General features: G+C 61.8%; 16 protein-coding genes. 10 read left to right on the top strand and 6 right to left on the bottom strand.

Annotation, left to right across the window (positions count from 1 at the left end; genetic code table 11):
• The first annotated feature begins 43 nt into the window (after nucleotides 1-43).
• From HBN98_RS17680 to HBN98_RS17705, 6 genes are read left to right on the top strand one after another with little or no spacing between them, the layout of a single operon-like run.
• Complete coding sequence (locus tag HBN98_RS17680) at nucleotides 44-1,801, top strand: carbamoyltransferase family protein (protein WP_064585660.1); 1,758 nt, start codon at nucleotides 44-46, stop codon at nucleotides 1,799-1,801.
• Nucleotides 1,785-2,915, top strand: a complete 1,131-nt coding sequence (locus tag HBN98_RS17685; protein WP_083367204.1) for a glycosyltransferase — start codon at nucleotides 1,785-1,787, stop codon at nucleotides 2,913-2,915. The genes HBN98_RS17680 and HBN98_RS17685 overlap by 17 nt, the downstream gene beginning before the upstream one ends.
• Nucleotides 2,915-3,811, top strand: a complete 897-nt coding sequence (locus HBN98_RS17690; RefSeq protein WP_083367203.1) for an antimicrobial resistance protein Mig-14 — start codon at nucleotides 2,915-2,917, stop codon at nucleotides 3,809-3,811. Before HBN98_RS17685 ends, HBN98_RS17690 begins: the two co-directional genes overlap by 1 nt.
• Before the next feature lie 8 nt (nucleotides 3,812-3,819).
• Entirely contained in the window at nucleotides 3,820-5,256 is a 1,437-nt protein-coding gene (locus HBN98_RS17695) for a PIG-L deacetylase family protein (RefSeq protein WP_083367202.1), read from the top strand.
• Nucleotides 5,253-6,401, top strand: coding sequence for a glycosyltransferase family 4 protein (locus HBN98_RS17700; protein WP_083367201.1), 1,149 nt, complete (start codon nucleotides 5,253-5,255; stop codon nucleotides 6,399-6,401). The genes HBN98_RS17695 and HBN98_RS17700 overlap by 4 nt, the downstream gene beginning before the upstream one ends.
• A gap of 20 nt (nucleotides 6,402-6,421) precedes the next feature.
• Nucleotides 6,422-7,306 (top strand): glycosyltransferase, encoded by an 885-nt coding sequence (locus tag HBN98_RS17705; RefSeq protein ID WP_047601080.1) that lies wholly within the window; start codon nucleotides 6,422-6,424, stop codon nucleotides 7,304-7,306.
• Nucleotides 7,307-7,324: 18 nt separating this feature from the next.
• Here HBN98_RS17705 and HBN98_RS17710 read toward each other — a convergent pair whose 3' ends face one another.
• Together HBN98_RS17710 and HBN98_RS17715 are read right to left on the bottom strand one after the other, a co-directional pair.
• Nucleotides 7,325-8,542, bottom strand: a complete 1,218-nt coding sequence (locus HBN98_RS17710) for an acyltransferase family protein (protein WP_083367200.1) — start codon at nucleotides 8,540-8,542, stop codon at nucleotides 7,325-7,327.
• The gene (locus HBN98_RS17715) at nucleotides 8,542-10,404 is read right to left on the bottom strand and encodes a bifunctional O-antigen ligase/aminoglycoside phosphotransferase family protein (RefSeq protein ID WP_083367199.1); all 1,863 of its coding nucleotides are present in this window, start codon (nucleotides 10,402-10,404) and stop codon (nucleotides 8,542-8,544) included. The genes HBN98_RS17710 and HBN98_RS17715 overlap by 1 nt, the downstream gene beginning before the upstream one ends.
• A 154-nt stretch (nucleotides 10,405-10,558) precedes the next feature.
• Here HBN98_RS17715 and msbA point away from each other — a divergent pair, with 154 nt between their 5' ends.
• From msbA to hldE, 4 genes are all read left to right on the top strand, one after another.
• Entirely contained in the window at nucleotides 10,559-12,361 is a 1,803-nt protein-coding gene (msbA, locus tag HBN98_RS17720) for a lipid A export permease/ATP-binding protein MsbA (protein WP_083367198.1), read from the top strand.
• Between the two features lie 234 nt (nucleotides 12,362-12,595).
• Nucleotides 12,596-13,300 carry a sulfotransferase family 2 domain-containing protein gene (locus HBN98_RS17725; protein WP_083367197.1) on the top strand — a complete coding sequence of 235 codons (705 nt, stop codon included), beginning with the start codon at nucleotides 12,596-12,598 and terminating at the stop codon, nucleotides 13,298-13,300.
• A complete protein-coding gene (gene cysC, locus HBN98_RS17730) occupies nucleotides 13,293-13,904 on the top strand; it encodes an adenylyl-sulfate kinase (RefSeq protein ID WP_083367196.1) in 612 nt (203 codons plus the stop codon). The genes HBN98_RS17725 and cysC overlap by 8 nt, the downstream gene beginning before the upstream one ends.
• A gap of 102 nt (nucleotides 13,905-14,006) precedes the next feature.
• Nucleotides 14,007-15,428 (top strand): bifunctional D-glycero-beta-D-manno-heptose-7-phosphate kinase/D-glycero-beta-D-manno-heptose 1-phosphate adenylyltransferase HldE, encoded by a 1,422-nt coding sequence (hldE, locus tag HBN98_RS17735; RefSeq protein ID WP_064585669.1) that lies wholly within the window; start codon nucleotides 14,007-14,009, stop codon nucleotides 15,426-15,428.
• 57 nt (nucleotides 15,429-15,485) lie between these two features.
• Here hldE and HBN98_RS17740 read toward each other — a convergent pair whose 3' ends face one another.
• The 4 genes from HBN98_RS17740 to HBN98_RS17755 form a co-directional block, all read right to left on the bottom strand.
• Nucleotides 15,486-16,448 carry a metal ABC transporter ATPase gene (locus tag HBN98_RS17740; protein ID WP_083367195.1) on the bottom strand — a complete coding sequence of 321 codons (963 nt, stop codon included), beginning with the start codon at nucleotides 16,446-16,448 and terminating at the stop codon, nucleotides 15,486-15,488.
• Nucleotides 16,449-16,479: 31 nt separating this feature from the next.
• A complete protein-coding gene (locus HBN98_RS17745; RefSeq protein WP_083367194.1) occupies nucleotides 16,480-17,292 on the bottom strand; it encodes an aldo/keto reductase in 813 nt (270 codons plus the stop codon).
• Entirely contained in the window at nucleotides 17,289-18,464 is a 1,176-nt protein-coding gene (locus HBN98_RS17750) for an NAD(P)/FAD-dependent oxidoreductase (RefSeq protein WP_083367193.1), read from the bottom strand. The genes HBN98_RS17745 and HBN98_RS17750 overlap by 4 nt, the downstream gene beginning before the upstream one ends.
• Nucleotides 18,465-18,609: 145 nt before the next feature.
• Nucleotides 18,610-18,942: a DMT family transporter gene (locus HBN98_RS17755; RefSeq protein ID WP_064585673.1), complete on the bottom strand. Its 333-nt coding sequence runs from the start codon at nucleotides 18,940-18,942 to the stop codon at nucleotides 18,610-18,612.
• Nucleotides 18,943-18,978: the final 36 nt, after the last annotated feature.

The raw sequence follows: 18,978 nt of genomic DNA on the forward strand, positions 1-18,978 counted from the left end.
AAGGCGCATCGCGCCTGAATGCAGACTAAAGAGGCTAGACCCTGTGGCATTGACGATTCTTGGCCTGTCCGGCGCCCTTAGCCATGACCCTTCAGCCGCCTTGTACATCGACGGCAAGCTGGTGGCGGCGGCTGAAGAAGAGCGCTTCGTCCGCGATAAGCATGCAAAGAACCGCATGCCCTACGAATCGGCGAAGTTCTGCCTGGAACAGGCCGGTATCAAGCCGTCCGACGTTGACGTGGTGGCGATTCCGTTCGCCCCGATCAGCATTTTCGGCAAGGCCCGCTGGCAGTACGCCAAGCGTTACTGGTACGCACCGGACCGCGCACTCGACGCGATCCTGATGGGCAACCGTCGTTACAAGCGCTATCGCAACAAGATCGTCTGGTGCCTGGAGCAGCTGGGTTTTGATCCGAAGAAGATCAAGATCGAGCCGGTCGAACACCACTTGGCTCACGCCTCCAGCGCCTACCACTGCTCGGGTTTCAAAGAGAAAACCGCGATCCTCGGCATCGACGGCAAGGGCGAGTACGCCACGACCTTCTTCGGTTACGGCGAAAATGGCAAGATCCACAAGATCAAGGAGTTCTTCGATCCGGACTCCCTCGGCGGCCTGTACGGCGCGATTACCGAGTTCCTCGGTTTCGACATGCTCGACGGTGAGTTCAAGGTCATGGGCATGGCGCCGTATGGCGACGCCAGCAAATACGATTTCTCGCGCCTGGCTTCGTTCGAAAACGGCGAGCTGGTGATCAACACCGACTACGCCAACGTCATCGGCCTGCGTCGCTACAAAGAGAAGGGCAAGGGTTACTACTTCTCGCCGAAGCTGATCGAGTGGCTGGGTCCGAAGCGCGAAGGCGACATCGCCGACGAGCCGTACATCCACTACGCCGCGAGCATTCAAGCGCTGTTCGAAAAAATTGCGCTGCAGATGATCGACTACTACCTGGGCGACGTGCTCAAGGAAACCGGCAAACTGGCCTACGCCGGTGGCTGTGCGTTGAACGTCAAGCTCAACCAGAAAATCATCGCCCGTGACGACGTCAAAGAGCTGTTCGTGCAGCCTGCCTCCGGCGACGCCGGCACTGCAGTCGGCGCAGCGGCCTATGTCTCCAACGCCCGTGGCGTGCCGGTCGAGAAGATGGAACACGTCTACCTCGGCCCGTCGTACAGCAACGAAGATGTGATCGCCGCGTGCGCCCGTCACGAGAACAAGCCGACCTGGCGCAAGCTGGACAACATGCCGGAGCAGATCGCCAAAATCATGGTCGATGGCAACCCGGTGGCCTGGTTCCAGGGGCGCATGGAGTTCGGTCCGCGTGCACTGGGTGGTCGTTCGATCATCGGTTGCCCGAGCGTGGCCGGTGTGGCTGACCGCATCAACCACCAGATCAAGTTCCGCGAGCGCTGGAGGCCTTTCTGCCCGTCGATGCTCGACACCGTGGCACCACAGATGATCAAGATCGATCACCCGGCGCCGTTCATGACCTTCACCTTCGAAGTGGCGGAAGAGTGGAAGACCCGCGTGCCGGAAGTCGTCCACGAAGACGGTACTTCCCGGGCCCAGGTGCTCAAGCGCGAATACAACCCGCGCTACTACGACATGATGAAGGCGCTGGAAAACCTCACCGGCAACGGCGTGTCGCTGAACACCTCGCTGAACCGTCGTGGTGAACCGATGATCTGCTCGCCGACCGACGCCCTGAACATGTTCTTCGGCTCCGATCTGCAGTACCTGATCATGGAAGACATTCTGGTGGTCAAAGAGGGCGCAAACGCTTATGACTCGCTCGGCTGAACGCCATGTGCTGCAGTTCTGTCACGGCTATGACGGGCCGTTCCTCGACTGCGCACGGCAGTACGCCAGCCTGTTCGCGGGCACCGGTTATCGGGTGACCACGGTCTTTCTGACCGGGGCTGCCGATAGCGAGGTGGCCGCCGCGTGTGCTTCCGATGAAGTGTTGTTCATGGAATACAGCTCCAAGGCCATTCGTGGCCTGAAGCTGGGCGCCATCGGCGATCTGCGCAAGATCGCCGCTTCACGCAATTTCAGTTTCTGCATCGCCCATCGCTTCAAGCCGATCTACATCGCCTTGCTCGGCACGTCGCTGCCAGTGATTGGCGTGCACCACGCGTTTGACGATTACAAACGCGGAACGCGCAAGCTGTTCGCGCACATTTTCCGCAAGCGTCTGAGCCTGCTCGGCGTGTCCGATGCGGTGCGCGACGACATGCGTCGTTGCCTGCCGAAATGGCCGTCGACCCGCATCCAGACCCTGTACAACCGCATCGATGTGCCAGCCCTGCAGGCCAGTCAGGTGTCGGCCCGCGAAGCCCGCGAGACGTTGGGGCTGACGGCGGATGCGTTCATTGTCGGCAACGTCGGACGGCTGCACCCGGACAAGGATCAGGCCACGTTGCTGCACGGTTTTGCCGCGGCGTTGCCCGGTCTGCCGGGCAACAGCCAACTGGTGATCCTCGGCAAGGGCCGTCTGGAACAGGACCTCAAGGAGCTGGCGCGCGAGTTGGGTATCGGTGACCGGGTGCTGTTTCTTGGTCAGGTGCCGGAGGCGCGCAATTACTTCCGTGCGTTCGATGTGTTTGCCCTGAGCTCCGATCACGAACCGTTCGGCATGGTGCTGCTGGAGGCCATGGCCGCCGGCGTACCGTTGCTCGCCACCGCGTGTGGCGGGGCCAAGGAAGTGGTCGAGGGCGTGGGCATCCTGTTCCCGCTGGGCGATGCCGAACACCTTGCACAAGGCCTGCAACATTTGGCCGGTATGGATGATCAGCAGCGCCGGCAGTGCGCCGAGCTGATGCTCGATCGCCTGCGTGAGCGTTTCTCCGACCGTGCGGTGCGCGACACCTTCTGGCGTCTGCCGCAAGTTACCGATCTGGCACCGAGGGGCTGATGCTCAACCGATTTCAAGGCTGGCGCGAGCGTGGCTGGTCGCCCGTTGACGCCTCCACCTATGCCACCGCCTGGCAGCGTTTTGGCGGCAGCGTCGCGACCCATCCACTGGTGGTTGAACGTCTGGCCGCGCTGGCCGGCATCCCGGTCCGTTATCTGGCGTGGGAGCAGGGCGGCGAAGTCAAAGCGGCGATCCCGACCTGGGGCCGCGATCTGGCATTGTCCAAGGACGTGCTCAAGCGCAATGGCAAGAAAGGCCTGTTCGACCTCGGCAACGCCGAGCTGATCCTGCCGGCCGCCGTCGATGCCCAGGCACCGCTGCGACATCGCGCACGCTATCTGTCGGCGCTCAACGAAAACCGCTTCAGCGGCATCAAGTTGCAGACCGAACAACTGGCCATGGCCCGCACCCCCGAAGAACTGTCGAAGAAGTTTCGCTACAACCAGCGCCGCGAACTGCGTCTGCTGGAAGAGGCGGGCGGTGTGGTGCGTCCGGTCAGCGATTTCTCCAGTGCCGAACTGGCGGCGATCTACTGCGATCTGTTCCAGCGTCGCTGGGGTTTCCCGGCCACGGGGGCGGCGCGCATGGCCGAGGTCATCGAGCTGCTGCGCGAGCTGTTGATCGGTTCGGTGATCTTTCTCAACGATGCGCCGATTGCGATTCAACTGGTGTACCGCGTTGAAGCGCCGGAGTGGATCAGCGTCGAGTACATCAACGGCGGCGTCGATCCCGAAACCCGCGAATTCAGCCCCGGCAGCGTGTTGAGCTTCCTCAATACGCAAAGCGCCTGGGAACACGCCCGGGCACTGAACAAGCCGCTGCGCTTCTCCTTCGGTCGCGCCGACCGTGAATACAAGGATCGCTGGTGCAATCCTGTGCCGGTGTTCACCGTATGAGTCAGCCCATGAGCCGTAAACAGCAACTGCTCAAGCGTCATCGTCGCAATAAACGCATTACCTTGCTGATCGCCCTGATCGTGTTGATCGCGCTCGGTGTGCTGGTGGCAGGGTGGTTGCCGCTGGTGCTCGCGGTGGTCGGCTGGGTCGCTCACGAAGCGTGGTTTGCCGATCATCTGTTCTATTCGCCGAAAGACGATTACCAGTACAGCTTTCCGCCGTTCACACCGCAGCCGAAGGTCCATCTGAACGGCGAGCAGTTGCGCCTGGACGAGGGCGTGATGCTGGTGGACGAGGCCACGCTGATTCTTGCGGTGCGGGTCAAAAGCAGCTGGCTCGGACGCTTCTTCGACCCGCGTATCGAATTGCTGGGCGGGACCAGTCCTGATGCGCAGACCTTCGAACGTGGCGTCAACGGCCTGCGTTACCTGAACCTCAGCGGCCAGGCGCAAGCCCTGTCGCAAGGCCGGTTGCGTCTGCGCGCAAGGTTCTGCCGAGTGACCGGTGAGCCGCTGCTGTGGGCGCTGGAACACGCGGACTACCGCCGTCAACGCGTGATGGTGATTGCCCCGCACGCCGACGATGCCGAGCTGGCCGCCTATGGCTTGTACAGCCAGGCCAACGAAGCCTGGATCGTCACCCTGACCGCTGGCGAGATCGAAACCGAACACTATCAGCAGATGGGCCTGAACAAGGTCGAGGCGGCGCGGCTCAAGGGCCGTTTGCGGGCCTGGGACAGCCTCGCGGTGCCACGGTGGGCCGGCGTGCCGCAGGAACATTGCGTGCAGCTCGGGTATTTCTGCCTGCAACTGGCGGCGATGCAGGCTGCGCCGAACCAGGCAGTGGGTTCGCGGGAAGCAGACCTGAACGACACGCGACTGTTTCGCCAGTTGAATCCGTTCACCTTGCCGGGCGACGCCGATGGCGCGCCGACCTGGAACAATCTGCTGGCCGACCTGCGTGAAGTGTTGCTGCGCGCCCGCCCGGAGGTGATCGTGCTGCCGCACCCGACCCTCGATCCGCACCCTGACCATATCTGCGCGCAGCAGGCCGTCCTGCAGGCCTTGCATGGCCTCGACTGGCAGCCGACGCTGCTCGGTTACGCCAACCATTTGCACGACAACGACCGCTGGCCGATGGGCAACACCGGGCAAGGCATCGCCTTGCCACCGGCCTTTGACTCGGCCGTGGCGATGCAGCCGCTGTGCCTGCCGCTGTCGATCGAATTGCAGCGGGACAAGGCCATGGCGCTGGGCATGATGCATGACCTGCAGCCACCGGCACCGTTCAAGCGTCGCCTGCGCCGAGTGATTCAGCGTCTGTTGGCCGGTCGGACACCCTCGGTGTACGGGGAAAACGAATTTTTTCGAAAAGCGGTCAGACGCCAGGAATTGTTCTGGTTATTGAAGCACGGTGAGCCGGGCGATCAGCGGGGGGAGTCATGAGTCAACGGTCCAAGGTGTTGCAGCTGCAACCCGACTACAACGTCAAAGCCCATGATTTCGCCGACCTGGCCGAACAGATCGTCAAGGCGTTGCCCTCGGAGCGCTATGAGGTCACCGCTGCGTTCCTGCGTGGCAAGCCCGGACCGGGCGAGCCGGTCAGCCGGGCCGACCGTTCGGTGTATTTCGAGTTTTCCGACAAGTCGCTCAAGGGCATGCGCCTGCGGGCGATGTGGCAGCTGTACAAGTTCTGTCGCCGGGAAAAGTTCGACGTGGTGATCTGTAACCGCTTCAAACCGGTGAACATGATGCTCACGCTCAATCGCTGGTTGCAGGTGCCGCTGTGCATCGGCATCTCCCACGGTTTCGGCGAATACGATCGCTTTTACCGGCGCCGCCAGACCCAGCGCCTGATTGATCGGCACTGGCGTTTCGTCGGCGTGTCGCCGGCGGTCAAACAGTACCTGCTGGACTGCGATTGTGGTTTCACCGAGCAGAACACCTACGCCATCACCAATGCCATCGACATCGAGCAGGCCGAAGGCTTGCAGCACAGCCGTGAAAAAGCCCGCGAGCTATTGGGCATCGACCCGAAGGTGCGTTTGATTGGCGCGCTGGGTCGACTGGTGTCGGTCAAGGGCCACACCTATCTGCTGCAGGCGTTTGCCGCGCTGAAAGACAAATACCCGAACACGCAGTTGGCGATCATTGGTGCCGGACGCCTGCAAGCGCCGCTGGCGGCCGAGATCGAGCAACTGGGCCTGAGCGGCCGGGCGCACCTGTTGGGCTTCAAGGAAAACGCGCTGCAATACGTGCGTGCGTTCGACATCTGGACCATGCCGTCGCTGGCCGAAGGCCTGGGCCTGGCGTTGCTCGAAGGCATGAGCGGGCATTTGCCGGTAATCGCTTCGAACGTGCCGGCGATGCTGCCGCTGATCGAAGGTGCCGGTGGCCTGGCGATCACACCGAAGGATGTGCCGAGTCTGGTCGCCGCGCTGGATAACTATCTGGCGCTGTCGGATGACGAGCTCAAGGCCAAGGGTGAACAGGCCTACCGCTATCTGCAGGAACAACACGACATCGAGGTGTTCCGTCAGGAATACCTGAACCTGATCGACTCTGGCCTGGAACAGGCTCGCAAGGAGTAGCCGTGAGCAAAGAACACGCCATGAGCGAAGCAAACGCCCTCGTCACCGTCATTATCGCCTCGTACAACCATGGCCCGTACATCGAGGAAAGCATCCTCAGCGTCCTCAACCAGAGCTACAAGAACATCGAGCTGCTGGTGGTCGATGACGGTTCGAAGGACGACAGCGTCGAGCGCATCAGCGCGCTGCAGGCGCAGTACGGGTTCGATTTTCGTGTGCAGCAGAATCAGGGCCTGACCAACACCCTCAACGGCGCCATCGCCCGTTCGAAGGGCAGCCTGATCGTGCCGTTCGGTTCCGACGACATCATGTACCCGGACCGTATCGCCACCCAGGTGGCATACATGGATGGCAAGCCCGAGGTCGGCATCTGCGCCGGCAACATCGAGCTGATGCACGCTGATGGCAGCCTCTACCCGGAGAAGCGTCAGCGCCGCGACGTGCCGTTCCGTCGCCTCGATTTCGATGACATGTTTCTTGAGCGCAAACCCTACCCCCCGGCGCCGACCCTGATGATCCGTCGTGAGGCACTGGAAAAGGTGGGTGGGTTCGATCCGACGATTCGTCTTGAAGACCTTTATATCGAGCTGAAGGTGACCCGCGCCGGTTACTTCATCGATGGCCTGAACGTGGTGATGGCGCGCTACCGCAAGCACGCCACCAACTCGTACAAAAACCACCGCTTCATGATCGAGAACATCCTGCGCACCTATGCGCTGTTCAGCGATCATCCGCTGTACGACGAGGTGCGCTTCAAGGCGTTGAACTCGATGTTCCTCAAGACCGCCAACCGCAATCGCAAACTGGCGCGCGAGCTGCTGGCGCAGATCCCGTTCAAGGCCTGGAACAAGAAGACCTGGCGCGGCTTGGGGCGTTTGCTCTTTTCCCCGCTGGAAAAGGACTGAGGCGACAGTCGCTCGCACTCAGCGAGCGACTTTCTCCGGCAGGCGCTTTTCACCCTTCTGGCGCTGGCGCAACCAGTGCAGAACCTTCTTGCCGGCCGCCATGCCCGGTTGCTCGATATAGAGGAAGGTCACGCTGCTGATCAGAATCAGCAAACACGTGCAGACGGCCACCAGTGGCAGGTACACCGACGTTTCCCGCGCATCGATATTCAGCAGCAGCGGCAGACGCTGGACCATCATCCACAAGACGAACCCATGCAGCAGGTAGGTGCTGTAGCTGATCTCGCCGAGCCAGCGAATGCTCCGCGGCTTCAGCGCACCGAACAGGTTGTTGCCGGACGCGACGATGACGAAAAACAGCGTCAGCAAGAACAGCGGCGCAGTCTTGAACGCCCGATTGAACGCGGTGAATGCAATCACCAGCGCGAACACGGCGATGATGCTTGCCAGGCGCGACTGACTCCAGGCTACGAGCGCAGGACGGCGAATCCAGTACGCGGCGGCGATGCCGCCGAGAAAACTCGCCAGAAAGTGTTTCTTCAGCGAGTGTTCCCAACCGATGACCTGATACAGCGCGTAGATGCCGATCAGACACAGCACCACTTGCAACCAGCTGCCCCGGTAGATGAAAACCAGAGCGGCCAGTGGCAGCGCCAGGTAGAAAAACACCTCATAAGCCAGCGTCCACGTGACGTTGGATATCAGCATGCCCGAGTGGCGGTACTGGTTGATGTCCGGTCGGTCGAATGTCAACCAGGCAAGAACCTGCTTGAACAGTTCCAGGCCCGGCTCTTTCAGTTGCCAGTTCTGCAAGTGGAAGACCGACACGAACACCAGCAGCATCAGCGGCAGGTACAGCGGATACAGGCGAAATACCCGTGAAACGCCGAACGCCAGCCAGTCGTGGTTGCGCCCTTGTGCGAGCAGGCGGCTCCAGAACAGGAACCCGGTGATCATGAAGAACAGCGCAACACTGCCTTGCCCCAGCATCGAATAGAAGTTGCTCGGGGGGAAGTCGATCACCCCGGTGCGCAAGAAGATCCAGGTAATGATCGAGTGGTGCACGAATACGCCGAACGCGAGGTAACCGCGCAGGCCGTCGATGCTGGCATAACGGCTTTCGCCGGAATGCTGCAGGTGCCGGGCGATTTTCGGTACCGCGCGCAACAGCAGGGCGGAGGTGACGATGGCCAGCAGATAGGCGGCCAGCGCAAATATAGGATTGGTCTCGGTCATCACTGAACTCGGGCCGGAGTGTTGCCGGCCAGCACTTGCCTGTGCAGATTTTCAACCGCGGATTTAGACGCCGTCATGGCGTACCCCTGAAGCAACGCATCGAGGTGATCCTCGAACAACCAGCGCTTGTCGACAGTGTAACGTTGCATGTGACGCAAATTGCGTTGGCGCAGCGATAGACTGAGCGGGGTAGGGTAGATGCGCAGGTCGGCCAGATCAATCAGCCCGAACTCGCCATCTTCCAGCACCAGCACGTTGCCCAGGTGCAATGAGCGGAAATACACACCTTTCTCGTGCAACTGCGCCATGAATTTGCCGAAGCGCTCCACCAGCGCCTGACGCACCGCCGGAGCCGTAATGCTCTGCAGCACCTGACGCAGCGTGTGGCCTGGCAACGGCGCGTAATGCACGGCACTGCTGCCGTCGGCGAGGCGATACAGATTCAACACTTGCGGGGTGGGAATGCCCATCTGACGCAGCTGTTCGCTGTTCACCGCGAAGCGCTCGGAGTAGGGATTGAAACTGCCGGAGGTGTACCAGCGGCGTCGGCGGAACAGTTTGAGGAAGCTGCCATCGCTCAGGCGCAGGACTTTCGGGCCGAGGCCATCCTCTTCGATGACCTGTGCTGCGCGGCTCATGTGTTCCAGGTCCGCAGCTGCCAGCTTTTGCACCGGCAGGGTCAACAGGCGCCGCGCGCGTTGATTGATGCTCAGCGCCGCGATCAGCGCCAGCGGGATCCACAGCAGGAACCAGTGCTCCTTGGGCCGCGAAATGATTCCGCCACCCTCGGTCAGCCCGGCTCCGATTCCGAATACCAGCCAGGTCGAGGCAATGATCAGCAGTGGCTGCACACGCTGGCGCCAACTGCTCAACAGGCCCCATCCCAGGAAAAACAGCCAAGGCAGCAGGCCAATGATTCCGACGTAATACAAAACACCCAGGGCAAAGCTGTGCGGCTCCTGGAAATTGACACCAACGCCGGGGTCGACGGCGAGCGTGGCAGTGTAGCCGTGGCCGATCCACGGATGGTCGGCAATCTTGTGCAGTACGAGTTGCCAGATTTCCAGCCGGTAGGAATCGCCCCGTTCGATGATCATCTGCGCAAACAGCGTCACGACGGCCACGCCACTCAGGGCCAGCCCGACCAACAAGCCCACCGAGCGCCGGTTCCAGCAGATGAAACAGAGCCACAGCGCCGCCATGGTCAGTGCCACCAGCGGCGTTCTGGAGCCGGTGCCGATCACCGCCATGAACATGATGGCCATCGCCGGCACGCTGAGCCACATCATCTGGCGGCGCTTGCAGGTCATGGTCACGCTCAGCCAGTACGCACTGAAAAATCCGAACAGGTGCGAGCTGAGCAGCGGATTATCAAAGGCGCCACCGCCGATCAGGCGCATTCCCGGCGCATAGGTCCGGGCGAACGTGAACAGGAAAATCGTGGTGGCAATCAGGGCAACCAGCGCTGCGCCAAACAGCAAGGGCTGGAGAATATCGCTGCGGTAGCGCACCAGCAGGTAGCAGCCGGCAAACAGCAGCAAGGTATGCAGCGGCGGCTTGAGCATGCCGCCGAAAGACTCCCCATCGGGTCCCCAGGCAATGCTGAGCAATGCCCAGCAAGCAAACAGCAGGACGGCGACGAAGATCGGTTCGCGCAGCAGTTCCTTGAGCTCGCGCGGGCGCAGGCACAGTGCGATCAGTGTCGGAATGCTGAACAGTCCGTAGAACAGCTTGTGATGCAGGCTTCGGCCGGGCAAAAAGAACAGCGCGCACAGGAGCAAGAAGTAACCCGTGGGAAGTATCCACAGGCTAATGAAATCGAAAATCCGATTGGACGTACTGCTGAAGCCGCGAAGTTGCATGCTGTGAGATTCATTCCTGAAGTTGATCGACCATTCGAGTGATGGCTATTTGATGCAGAAAAAGATGCCTAACAATAACAGCCTTTCGCCGATTGCCAGAACCCTGAAGAAGCTGTGCTAAAGTCAGCGTCCTTTTTATCGACTTTCGCGTGATATGACCGACTCCAGTCCCGCCGCAAGCCCTTCGAGCTTGAAAATCTACTTCCGTCTGCTCGGTTACGTCCGGCCGTACATCAGTCTGTTTCTGATCAGCATCGTCGGCTTTCTGATTTTCGCCTCGACGCAGCCGATGCTCGGCTACATCCTCAAGTACTTTGTCGATGGCCTGTCCAACCCGGAAGCGGTGCTGTTCCCTTCTGTGCCGTACCTGCGTGATCTGCAACTGCTGCAGGCCGTGCCGCTGCTGATCATCCTGATCGCCGCGTGGCAGGGGCTGGGTTCCTATCTGGGCAACTATTTTCTGGCCAAGGTCTCCCTCGGCCTGGTGCATGACCTGCGGGTGCAGTTGTTCAATAACCTGCTGGTCCTGCCCAACCGCTACTTCGACAAGCATAACTCCGGCCATCTGATTTCGCGTATCACCTTCAACGTGACCATGGTCACGGGGGCGGCAACAGATGCGATCAAGGTCGTAATCCGTGAAGGCATGACGGTGATCTTCCTGTTCGCGTCGCTGTTGTTCATGAACTGGAAGCTGACGCTGGTGATGGTCGCGATCCTGCCGCTGATCGCCGTGATGGTGCGCACCGCGAGCAAGAAATTCCGCAAGCAGAGCAAGAAGATCCAGCTGGCGATGGGCGACGTCACCCATGTGGCCTCGGAAACCATCCAGGGTTATCGCGTCGTTCGCAGCTTCGGTGGCGAGGCTTACGAAGAACAACGCTTCCTCAACGCCAGCCAGAGCAACACCGACAAGCAGCTGCGCATGACCCGCACCGGCGCGATCTACACGCCGATGCTGCAACTGGTGATCTACACCGCCATGGCGGTGCTGATGTTCCTGGTGTTGTTCCTGCGCGGTGACGCCTCGGCCGGTGACATGGTCGCCTACATCACCCTGGCGGGCCTGCTGCCCAAGCCGATCCGCCAATTGTCCGAAGTCAGCTCGACCATCCAGAAAGGCGTGGCCGGTGCCGAGAGTATCTTCGAGCAACTGGACGTCGAACCTGAAGTCGATACCGGTACGGTCGAACGCGACGCGGTGACCGGCCGTCTGGACGTGCGCAACCTGAGCTTCACCTACCCGGGTACCGAACGTCAGGTGCTCGACGACATCAGCTTCTCGGTCCAGCCAGGGCAGATGGTGGCGCTGGTGGGACGTTCCGGCAGCGGCAAGTCGACGCTGGCCAACCTGATTCCGCGCTTCTATCACCACGACAAGGGTGAAATCCTCATCGACGACGTGGAGATCGAGCAGTACAAACTGCTCAACCTGCGCCGTCACATCGCCCAGGTGACCCAGCATGTCACCCTGTTCAGCGACACCGTGGCCAACAACATCGCTTATGGCGATCTGGCCGGTGCGCCGCGTGAAGACATCGAGAAAGCGGCGCGTGATGCCTACGCGATGGACTTCATTTCGCAGTTGCCGCAAGGCCTGGACACCCAGGTTGGCGAAAACGGCGTATTGCTGTCCGGCGGCCAGCGCCAGCGCCTGGCGATTGCCCGTGCGCTGCTCAAGAATGCGCCGCTGCTGATTCTCGACGAGGCCACCTCGGCGCTCGACACCGAATCCGAGCGGCACATTCAGGCGGCACTGGATCAGGTGATGAAGGGCCGCACCACGCTGGTCATCGCTCACCGTCTGTCGACCATCGAGAAGGCCGACCTGATCCTGGTGATGGATCAGGGCCGGATCGTCGAGCGTGGCACTCACGGCGAATTGCTCGCGCAAAACGGCTATTACGCGCGCCTGAACGCCATGGGCCTGGACGCGCCGACCGAAGACATCGCCTGATTCCAAGGCCATACCCTGTGGGAGCGAGCCCGCTTGCGAAAGCGCTGCAGCAGACGACATCCGTGTCGAATGTGCGCACGTTACCGCGAGCGGGCGCGCTCCCACAGTTGTTTGTATCCAGACCTTTACGCTTCTTGACCAAACCGGAATAAATCCCGGCACCGCGCTTGTTAAGGTTCCGCAACGAACTCTGACTTCCATCGAGGGGGCCATCCCCGTCGCGCGGGTACTTCCATGCTGCAACGCTATCTCTGGAAACTGCTGCCCAAGCCGCAGCGGGCCTTTCTGCTCGGACGCCTGTCGGTGGTCGATCGGCAGGTGGTAAACAAATCGATGTCGGCCAACCTGACGTTTCCCCACGCCTTCCAGCAGCACTCCTGCCTGTTCATTCATGTTCCCAAGTGCGCGGGCAGCAGCATCTGCACAGCGCTGTTCGACGGCTGGCGTCCCGGGCATCTGCCGCTGTATTGGTACGAAGAGCAGTTTCCCGAGCAGTTCGCGAGGGCATTCAAGTTCGCTTTTGTCCGCGATCCGCTGGAGCGCGCCTATTCGGCCTATGCCTTTTTGCGTGGCAATGAGTTGAGCGCGCGTGACCACGCGGCGCAGCGCATGGTGCGGCAGTACCGGGATTTCGACGATTTCGTGTCACGTTGGCTGCACCCGGAAACAATCGCCCGGCAATTGCACTTTGCCGCGCAGACCGATTTTCTCACCGATTCGCTGGGGCATCTGGCGCTGGACTTTGTGGGGTATCAGGAGCACCTGGCACGGGATTTTGCCCTGGTCTGCGAGCACTTGGGGGTGGACAGCCAGTTGCCGCACGTCAACAGCTCCCGTGAGCGGCAAGCGCTGCCGGCGCGTGAGTTCTGCTCCGTGCGCACGCGGCGGTTGGTGCGCCGGGTTTACCAGCGTGATTACGAGATGCTCGGTTATGAATGAGTCTTTGTCTCTGGCAATGCAGGCGCTGGGCATTCGACCGTACGGCCTGGCGCTCTCGCATCAGGCCCGGGCAGCGCTCAAGGGGCAGCGTCCATGTTGTCTGTGGCTGACCGGTTTCTCCGGGGCTGGCAAGTCGACTTTGGCCAATGCGCTCGAACTGCACTTGCATGAGTCGGGTCTGCACACCTTCCTGCTTGATGGCGACAACGTGCGTAACGGCCTGTGTCGGGACCTGGGCATGAGCGACGCCTGTCGTCGGGAAAACACTCGGCGCATGGCGGAGGTGGCGCGGCTGATGGTCGAGGCCGGACTGATTGTGATCGTCGCGGCCATCTCACCGTTCCGCGCCGAACGCGACGCTGCGCGCAGCTTGTTTGCGCAGGGCGAATTCATTGAAGTGCACGTCAGTACTTCGCTCCAGGTCTGCGCCCGCCGCGATCCGAAAGGCCTGTATCAAGCGGTACGGGAAGGACGAATCAAACACTTCACGGGGGTGGACAGTCCGTATGAGGCCCCCCTGGCCGCCGAGTGGCAGATCGATACCGAGGACGTGGAATTGTCCGATGCCTGTGGGCAACTGGCGGCGCTGGTGCTCAAAAAATAAGCAAAATACCTAGCTGTTTCATCCTGTTGCAGGCTGCACTCAAGCCTGCGCCAACCCTGTGTTAATATCGCGCCCCTGTTCATTTTGTATGTGGGTTGCTCCATGAAGTTGTCCATGCCGCGATTCGATCAAGCCCCAGTCTTGGTGGTCGGCGATGTCATGCTCGACCGTTACTGGCATGGTGGAACCTCACGGATTTCCCCTGAGGCACCGGTTCCGGTCGTAAAAGTCGAGCAAATCGAAGACCGCCCGGGCGGTGCTGCCAACGTTGCCTTGAACATTGCCGCGCTGGGTGCGCCGGCGTCGCTGGTCGGTGTGACCGGTGACGATGAAGCCGCCGACAGCCTGAGCAACAGTCTCAAGGGCGCGGGCGTGCGCGCACTGTTCCAGCGCATTGCGCATCAGCCGACCATCGTCAAGCTGCGGGTCATGAGCCGGCACCAGCAATTGCTGCGTATCGACTTCGAAGAACCGTTTGCCACCGATGCCCTGGCCCTGGCCTCGCAGGTCGATGATCTGCTGGAAGGCATCAAGGTGCTGGTGCTGTCCGACTACGGCAAAGGCGCGTTGAAGAATCATCAGGCGTTGATTCAGGCCGCCCGGGCCAAAGGCATTCCGGTGCTGGCCGATCCCAAAGGCAAGGATTTTTCGATCTACCGTGGCGCCAGTCTGATCACGCCGAACCTCAGCGAATTCGAGGCCATTGTCGGCGGTTGCGCCGATGAACACGAGCTGGTGAGCAAGGGCGCCGCCCTGATGCACGATCTCGAGCTCGGCGCGCTGCTGGTGACCCGTGGCGAACACGGCATGACCCTGCTGCGTCCGGAGCATCCGGCGCTGCACCTGCCGGCCCGCGCCCGTGAAGTGTTCGACGTGACCGGTGCCGGCGACACGGTGATTTCCACGCTGGCGGCGGCCATTGCTGCCGGTGAAGAACTGCCGCACGCCGTGGCGCTGGCCAACCTCGCTGCCGGCATCGTAGTCGGCAAGCTCGGTACCGCCGCGATCAGCGCGCCGGAACTGCGCCGTGCGATCCAGCGTGAAGAAGGCTCGGAGCGTGGCGTGCTGGGGCTCGAGCAACTGGTACTGGCGGTCGCCGATGCTCGCGCGCACAACGAGCGCATCGTCTTTACCAATGGTTGCTTTGACATTCTGCATGCCGGCCACGTGACCTACCTCGAGCAGGCGCGCGCCCAGGGCGACCGTCTGATCGTGGCGATCAACGATGACGCCTCCGTCAGCCGCCTGAAAGGGCCGGGCCGTCCGATCAACAGTGTCGACCGCCGCATGGCGGTCCTCGCCGGCCTCGGTGCGGTGGACTGGGTGATCAGCTTCCCGGAAGGCACCCCGGAAAACCTGCTGCGCGAGGTCAAGCCGGACGTGCTGGTCAAGGGCGGTGACTACGGCATCGACCAGGTGGTCGGCGCGGACATCGTCAAGGCCTACGGCGGCACGGTGAAAGTGCTGGGGCTGGTGGAAAACAGCTCGACGACGGCGATTGTGGAGAAAATCCGCAAGTCCTGATGACGTGTCATTGTGGCGAGGGGACAAATCCCCTCGCCACAAGTTTTGCTAAGGCCTTTAGATCGCCTTGCGCGGTACGATCTTCTTCAGCAACTGCTTGGCTTTACCGCGCAATCGCGCCAAGCCAGTGGGTTTCTCCGGCGGCGTCAGGCCTTGCTGGCGCAGCCAGTCCTTCCAGCGAATCCGCTCCTCGCGCACCAGCCAGCCATCCTGTTTGGCAAAGCTTTCGGCCAGGTACAAGCCGCGCGTGCCTGCCGGATACAGCTGGCCTTTCTTCAAGGTATACAGCTCGGCCAGCGGCTCGCCATCCTGTATCGGCATCAGGTACAGGTCCGGGCGTTTGCGGTCCAGACGGGCGACCAGTTGATCACCCTCCAGCCGCTCATCGACATGAAACAGACTCAGCGACTTGGCTTCCTTGGGCACTTCCAGGCGCAGGTCGTAGATCAGTTGCAGCGACGCGGTGGGCAAATGCACATAGGCCTGTGGCCGCTCGAGCAATTGCAGGTTGGCGCAGCGCACCGGTCGCGCCGAGCCGGACAGCGGCGTCAGGCGAAACGGCAGCGCCTCGCGATAATGCAGGGCGGAGGAGTAGGGCGCCGGCAGCCAGGTGTCGTTGAAACGCCCGCCGAGCCAGCCTTCCGGGGTTTCCAGCAGGCACTCTTCGGCAATCTCCTGAATCGCGGTGTGCAATGGGATGTTCAGCTCATGGGCCGGCACATAACCGGAGATCAGCTTGAGCACCACGTCACCGCGGTCTTGCCGCCGCTGGCGCACCAGCACCCAATAGTCGCGGTTCTGCCAATGCAGGGTCAGGCGCACCGAGACCCCTAGGTTGGCCAGTTCCAGCGCGAAACGCTCGGCATCCGCCACGCTCACCGGTTTGCGGCGCTGCAAGGTCTGGGCGAAGTTCAGCGGCATGCCGACGCTCTGATACGTCAGGCCTTCGGGCGTGGCTTCGACGAACAGCGGCAGGGTCTTGAAGTTGCTCGGGTTCTTTCTGATGAGCGTGCGCGGCATGTCGGCTCCTGCTTAAGGCCGCGGGGCGGCGTCAGTGACCACGAAGGACCTGGGCAACGGTCGCAACGTTATGGGCGAGGTGCAGCGGATTGATCGTCCCGACAATAGCACTGGCAACGCCGGGCTGTTGGAACAACAACTCGAAGCTGGCGCGCACCGGGTCCACGCCGGGACTCAGGCACACATGGCCGCTGGCCAGGGCCTTTTTCACCAGGATGGCTTTGCCGTGGGCAGCAGCATAGTCAATGACTGCCTTCTCGTTCTGTTCGTTCAGATTGTAGGTGACCATCGCGCAGTCACCTTGCTCCAGCGCCTTGAGCCCGCCTTCGACGGTTTTGCCGGAGAAACCGAAGCCGCGAATCTTGCCCTCGGCCTTGAGCGCAGCGAGGGTGGCGTAGACCTCCTCGTGCTCAAGGATCGCCAGGTCGTTGCCGTCGGAGTGCACCAGCACCAGGTCGATAAAATCGGTTTCAAGACGTTGCAGACTGCGCTCGACCGACATCCGCGTATGCGCGGCGCTGAAGTCATGGTGCGACACGCCGTCGGCAAACTCTTCACCGACCTTGCTGACGATTACCCAGTCATTGCGCTGGCCGCGCAGCAGCGGGCCGAGGCGTTCTTCGCTGCGGCCATAGGCCGGCGCGGTGTCGATCAGATTGATGCCCAGCCCCTGCGCCTGCTTGAGCAACATGCGTGCGGCGTCATCGTCAGGGATCTGAAAACCATTGGGGTATTTCACGCCCTGGTCGCGGCCGAGCTTGACCGTGCCCAGGCCCAGCGGGGACACCATCAGGCCGGTGCTGCCCAGTGGGCGATGCAGTTCGTGCAGGGTTGCGACGCTCATGGCAACAGTTGCTCCCAGGCCGGTACGCCCATCGGTGGTTTCGGCAGCGCCGGCAATGGCTCGGCGGCTTGCGGTTGAATGCCGTCGCGCTCCAGCGAGGCGATGACGCGATCAGCGAAGTCTGGCGCCAGTGCGAGTTTGGTCGGCCAGCCCACCAGCAGGCGCCCCTGCTCGGCGAGGAAGGCGTTATCCGGACGGGTCAGCCCGGTTTGCAGGGGTTCGGCGCGATCCACCCGCAAGGTTGCCCACTGCGTGGTGCTGAGATCGATCCACGGCAACAGTTGCGCGATTTCTTTCTGTGCCGTGGCAATCTGTTCGGCGGGCTCGCGGTTCACGCCTTCGCTTTCGGCAATGTCGCCGCCCAAGTACCAGACCCACTGGCCATCGGCGGCCGGGTGCGTGGTCACGGTGATGCGCGGTTTGGTACCGCCGCCCAGGCAGTGTGCGTACAGCGGCTTCAGGCCCGGGCCTTTGGCGATGATCATGTGCAGCGGCCGACGTTGCATCGCCGGTTGGCTCAGCCCCAGATCCTCCAGCAACTGCGCGGTCCCGGCGCCAGCGCTGAGCACGATGCGTTGCGCACGAATCTCGCGGCCGTCGACTTTCAGGCCGACCAGCACACCCGCTTCCAGCAATGGCTCGATGGTTTGCCCGGCGAGCAGGCCATTACCGGCCAGGTCGGCCAGGCGCTGGATCAGGCTCGGCACGTCGACCACCAGTTCCGCCAGGCGATAGACCTTGCCTTTGAAGCGCTTGTCTTGCAGCGCGGGCGGCAGTTGATCGCCCTTGACCTGATCGACCCGGCCACGCACGGCTTTGCTGGCGAAGAAACTGGTGAGATTGCCGGCCAGGGTGCCCGGTGACCACAGGTAATGGGCTTCGGACAACAGGCGTACGCCGGACAGGTCCAGCTCACCGTTGCCGGCCAGCGCTTCGCGCCAGCGGCGCGGCATGTCGGCGATGGCTTCCGAGGCGCCGGTCAGCGCGCCATGCAGTGCGTATTTGGCGCCACCGTGGATGATGCCCTGGGACTTCACACTCTGCCCGCCGCCGAGGCTGGCGCTTTCCACCAGCACGGTCGAAAAACCCTGACGGCGCAGACGCGCGTTCAGCCAGAGGCCGGCGACACCAGCGCCGACAATCAGAACGTCGGTGGAAATAACGGATGGCATGCAGCGACCTCAGTGTTCAAGACGAGGGCGCAGTATACAGACTCGGGGATCGGAGCTCAGATGCGAAAAAAGATCGCAGCCTGCGGCAGCTCCTACAGGGGGGGCATTCCAATGCAGGAGCTGCCGCAGGCTGCGATCTTTTTCTTCAGTGGCCGGCAGTTTTCGAGAACAGCTGGATGACGACCACGCCGAGCACGATCAGCGCCATGCCGAGCATCGCCGGCACGTCCAGCTTCTGCCCGTAAATGAACAGCGCCGCGACGCTGACCATCACGATGCCCATGCCCGCCCACACGGCGTAGGCCACACCCACCGGCACGGTACGCACCACCAGGGTCAACATCCAGAACGCAATCGCGTAGCCGACGATGACCAACACCAATGGCAGTGGCGTGCTGAAGCCTTTGACGGCTTTCATCGACACGGTGGCGATCACTTCGGCGCAGATGGCAATGGCCAGGTAGGCGTAGGCGTTCATGGTTCAAATCCTCAATGTGAAACGTTGCTTGCTGAG

The organism is Pseudomonas koreensis, assembly GCF_012986595.1.
GTDB lineage: Bacteria > Pseudomonadota > Gammaproteobacteria > Pseudomonadales > Pseudomonadaceae > Aquipseudomonas > Aquipseudomonas koreensis.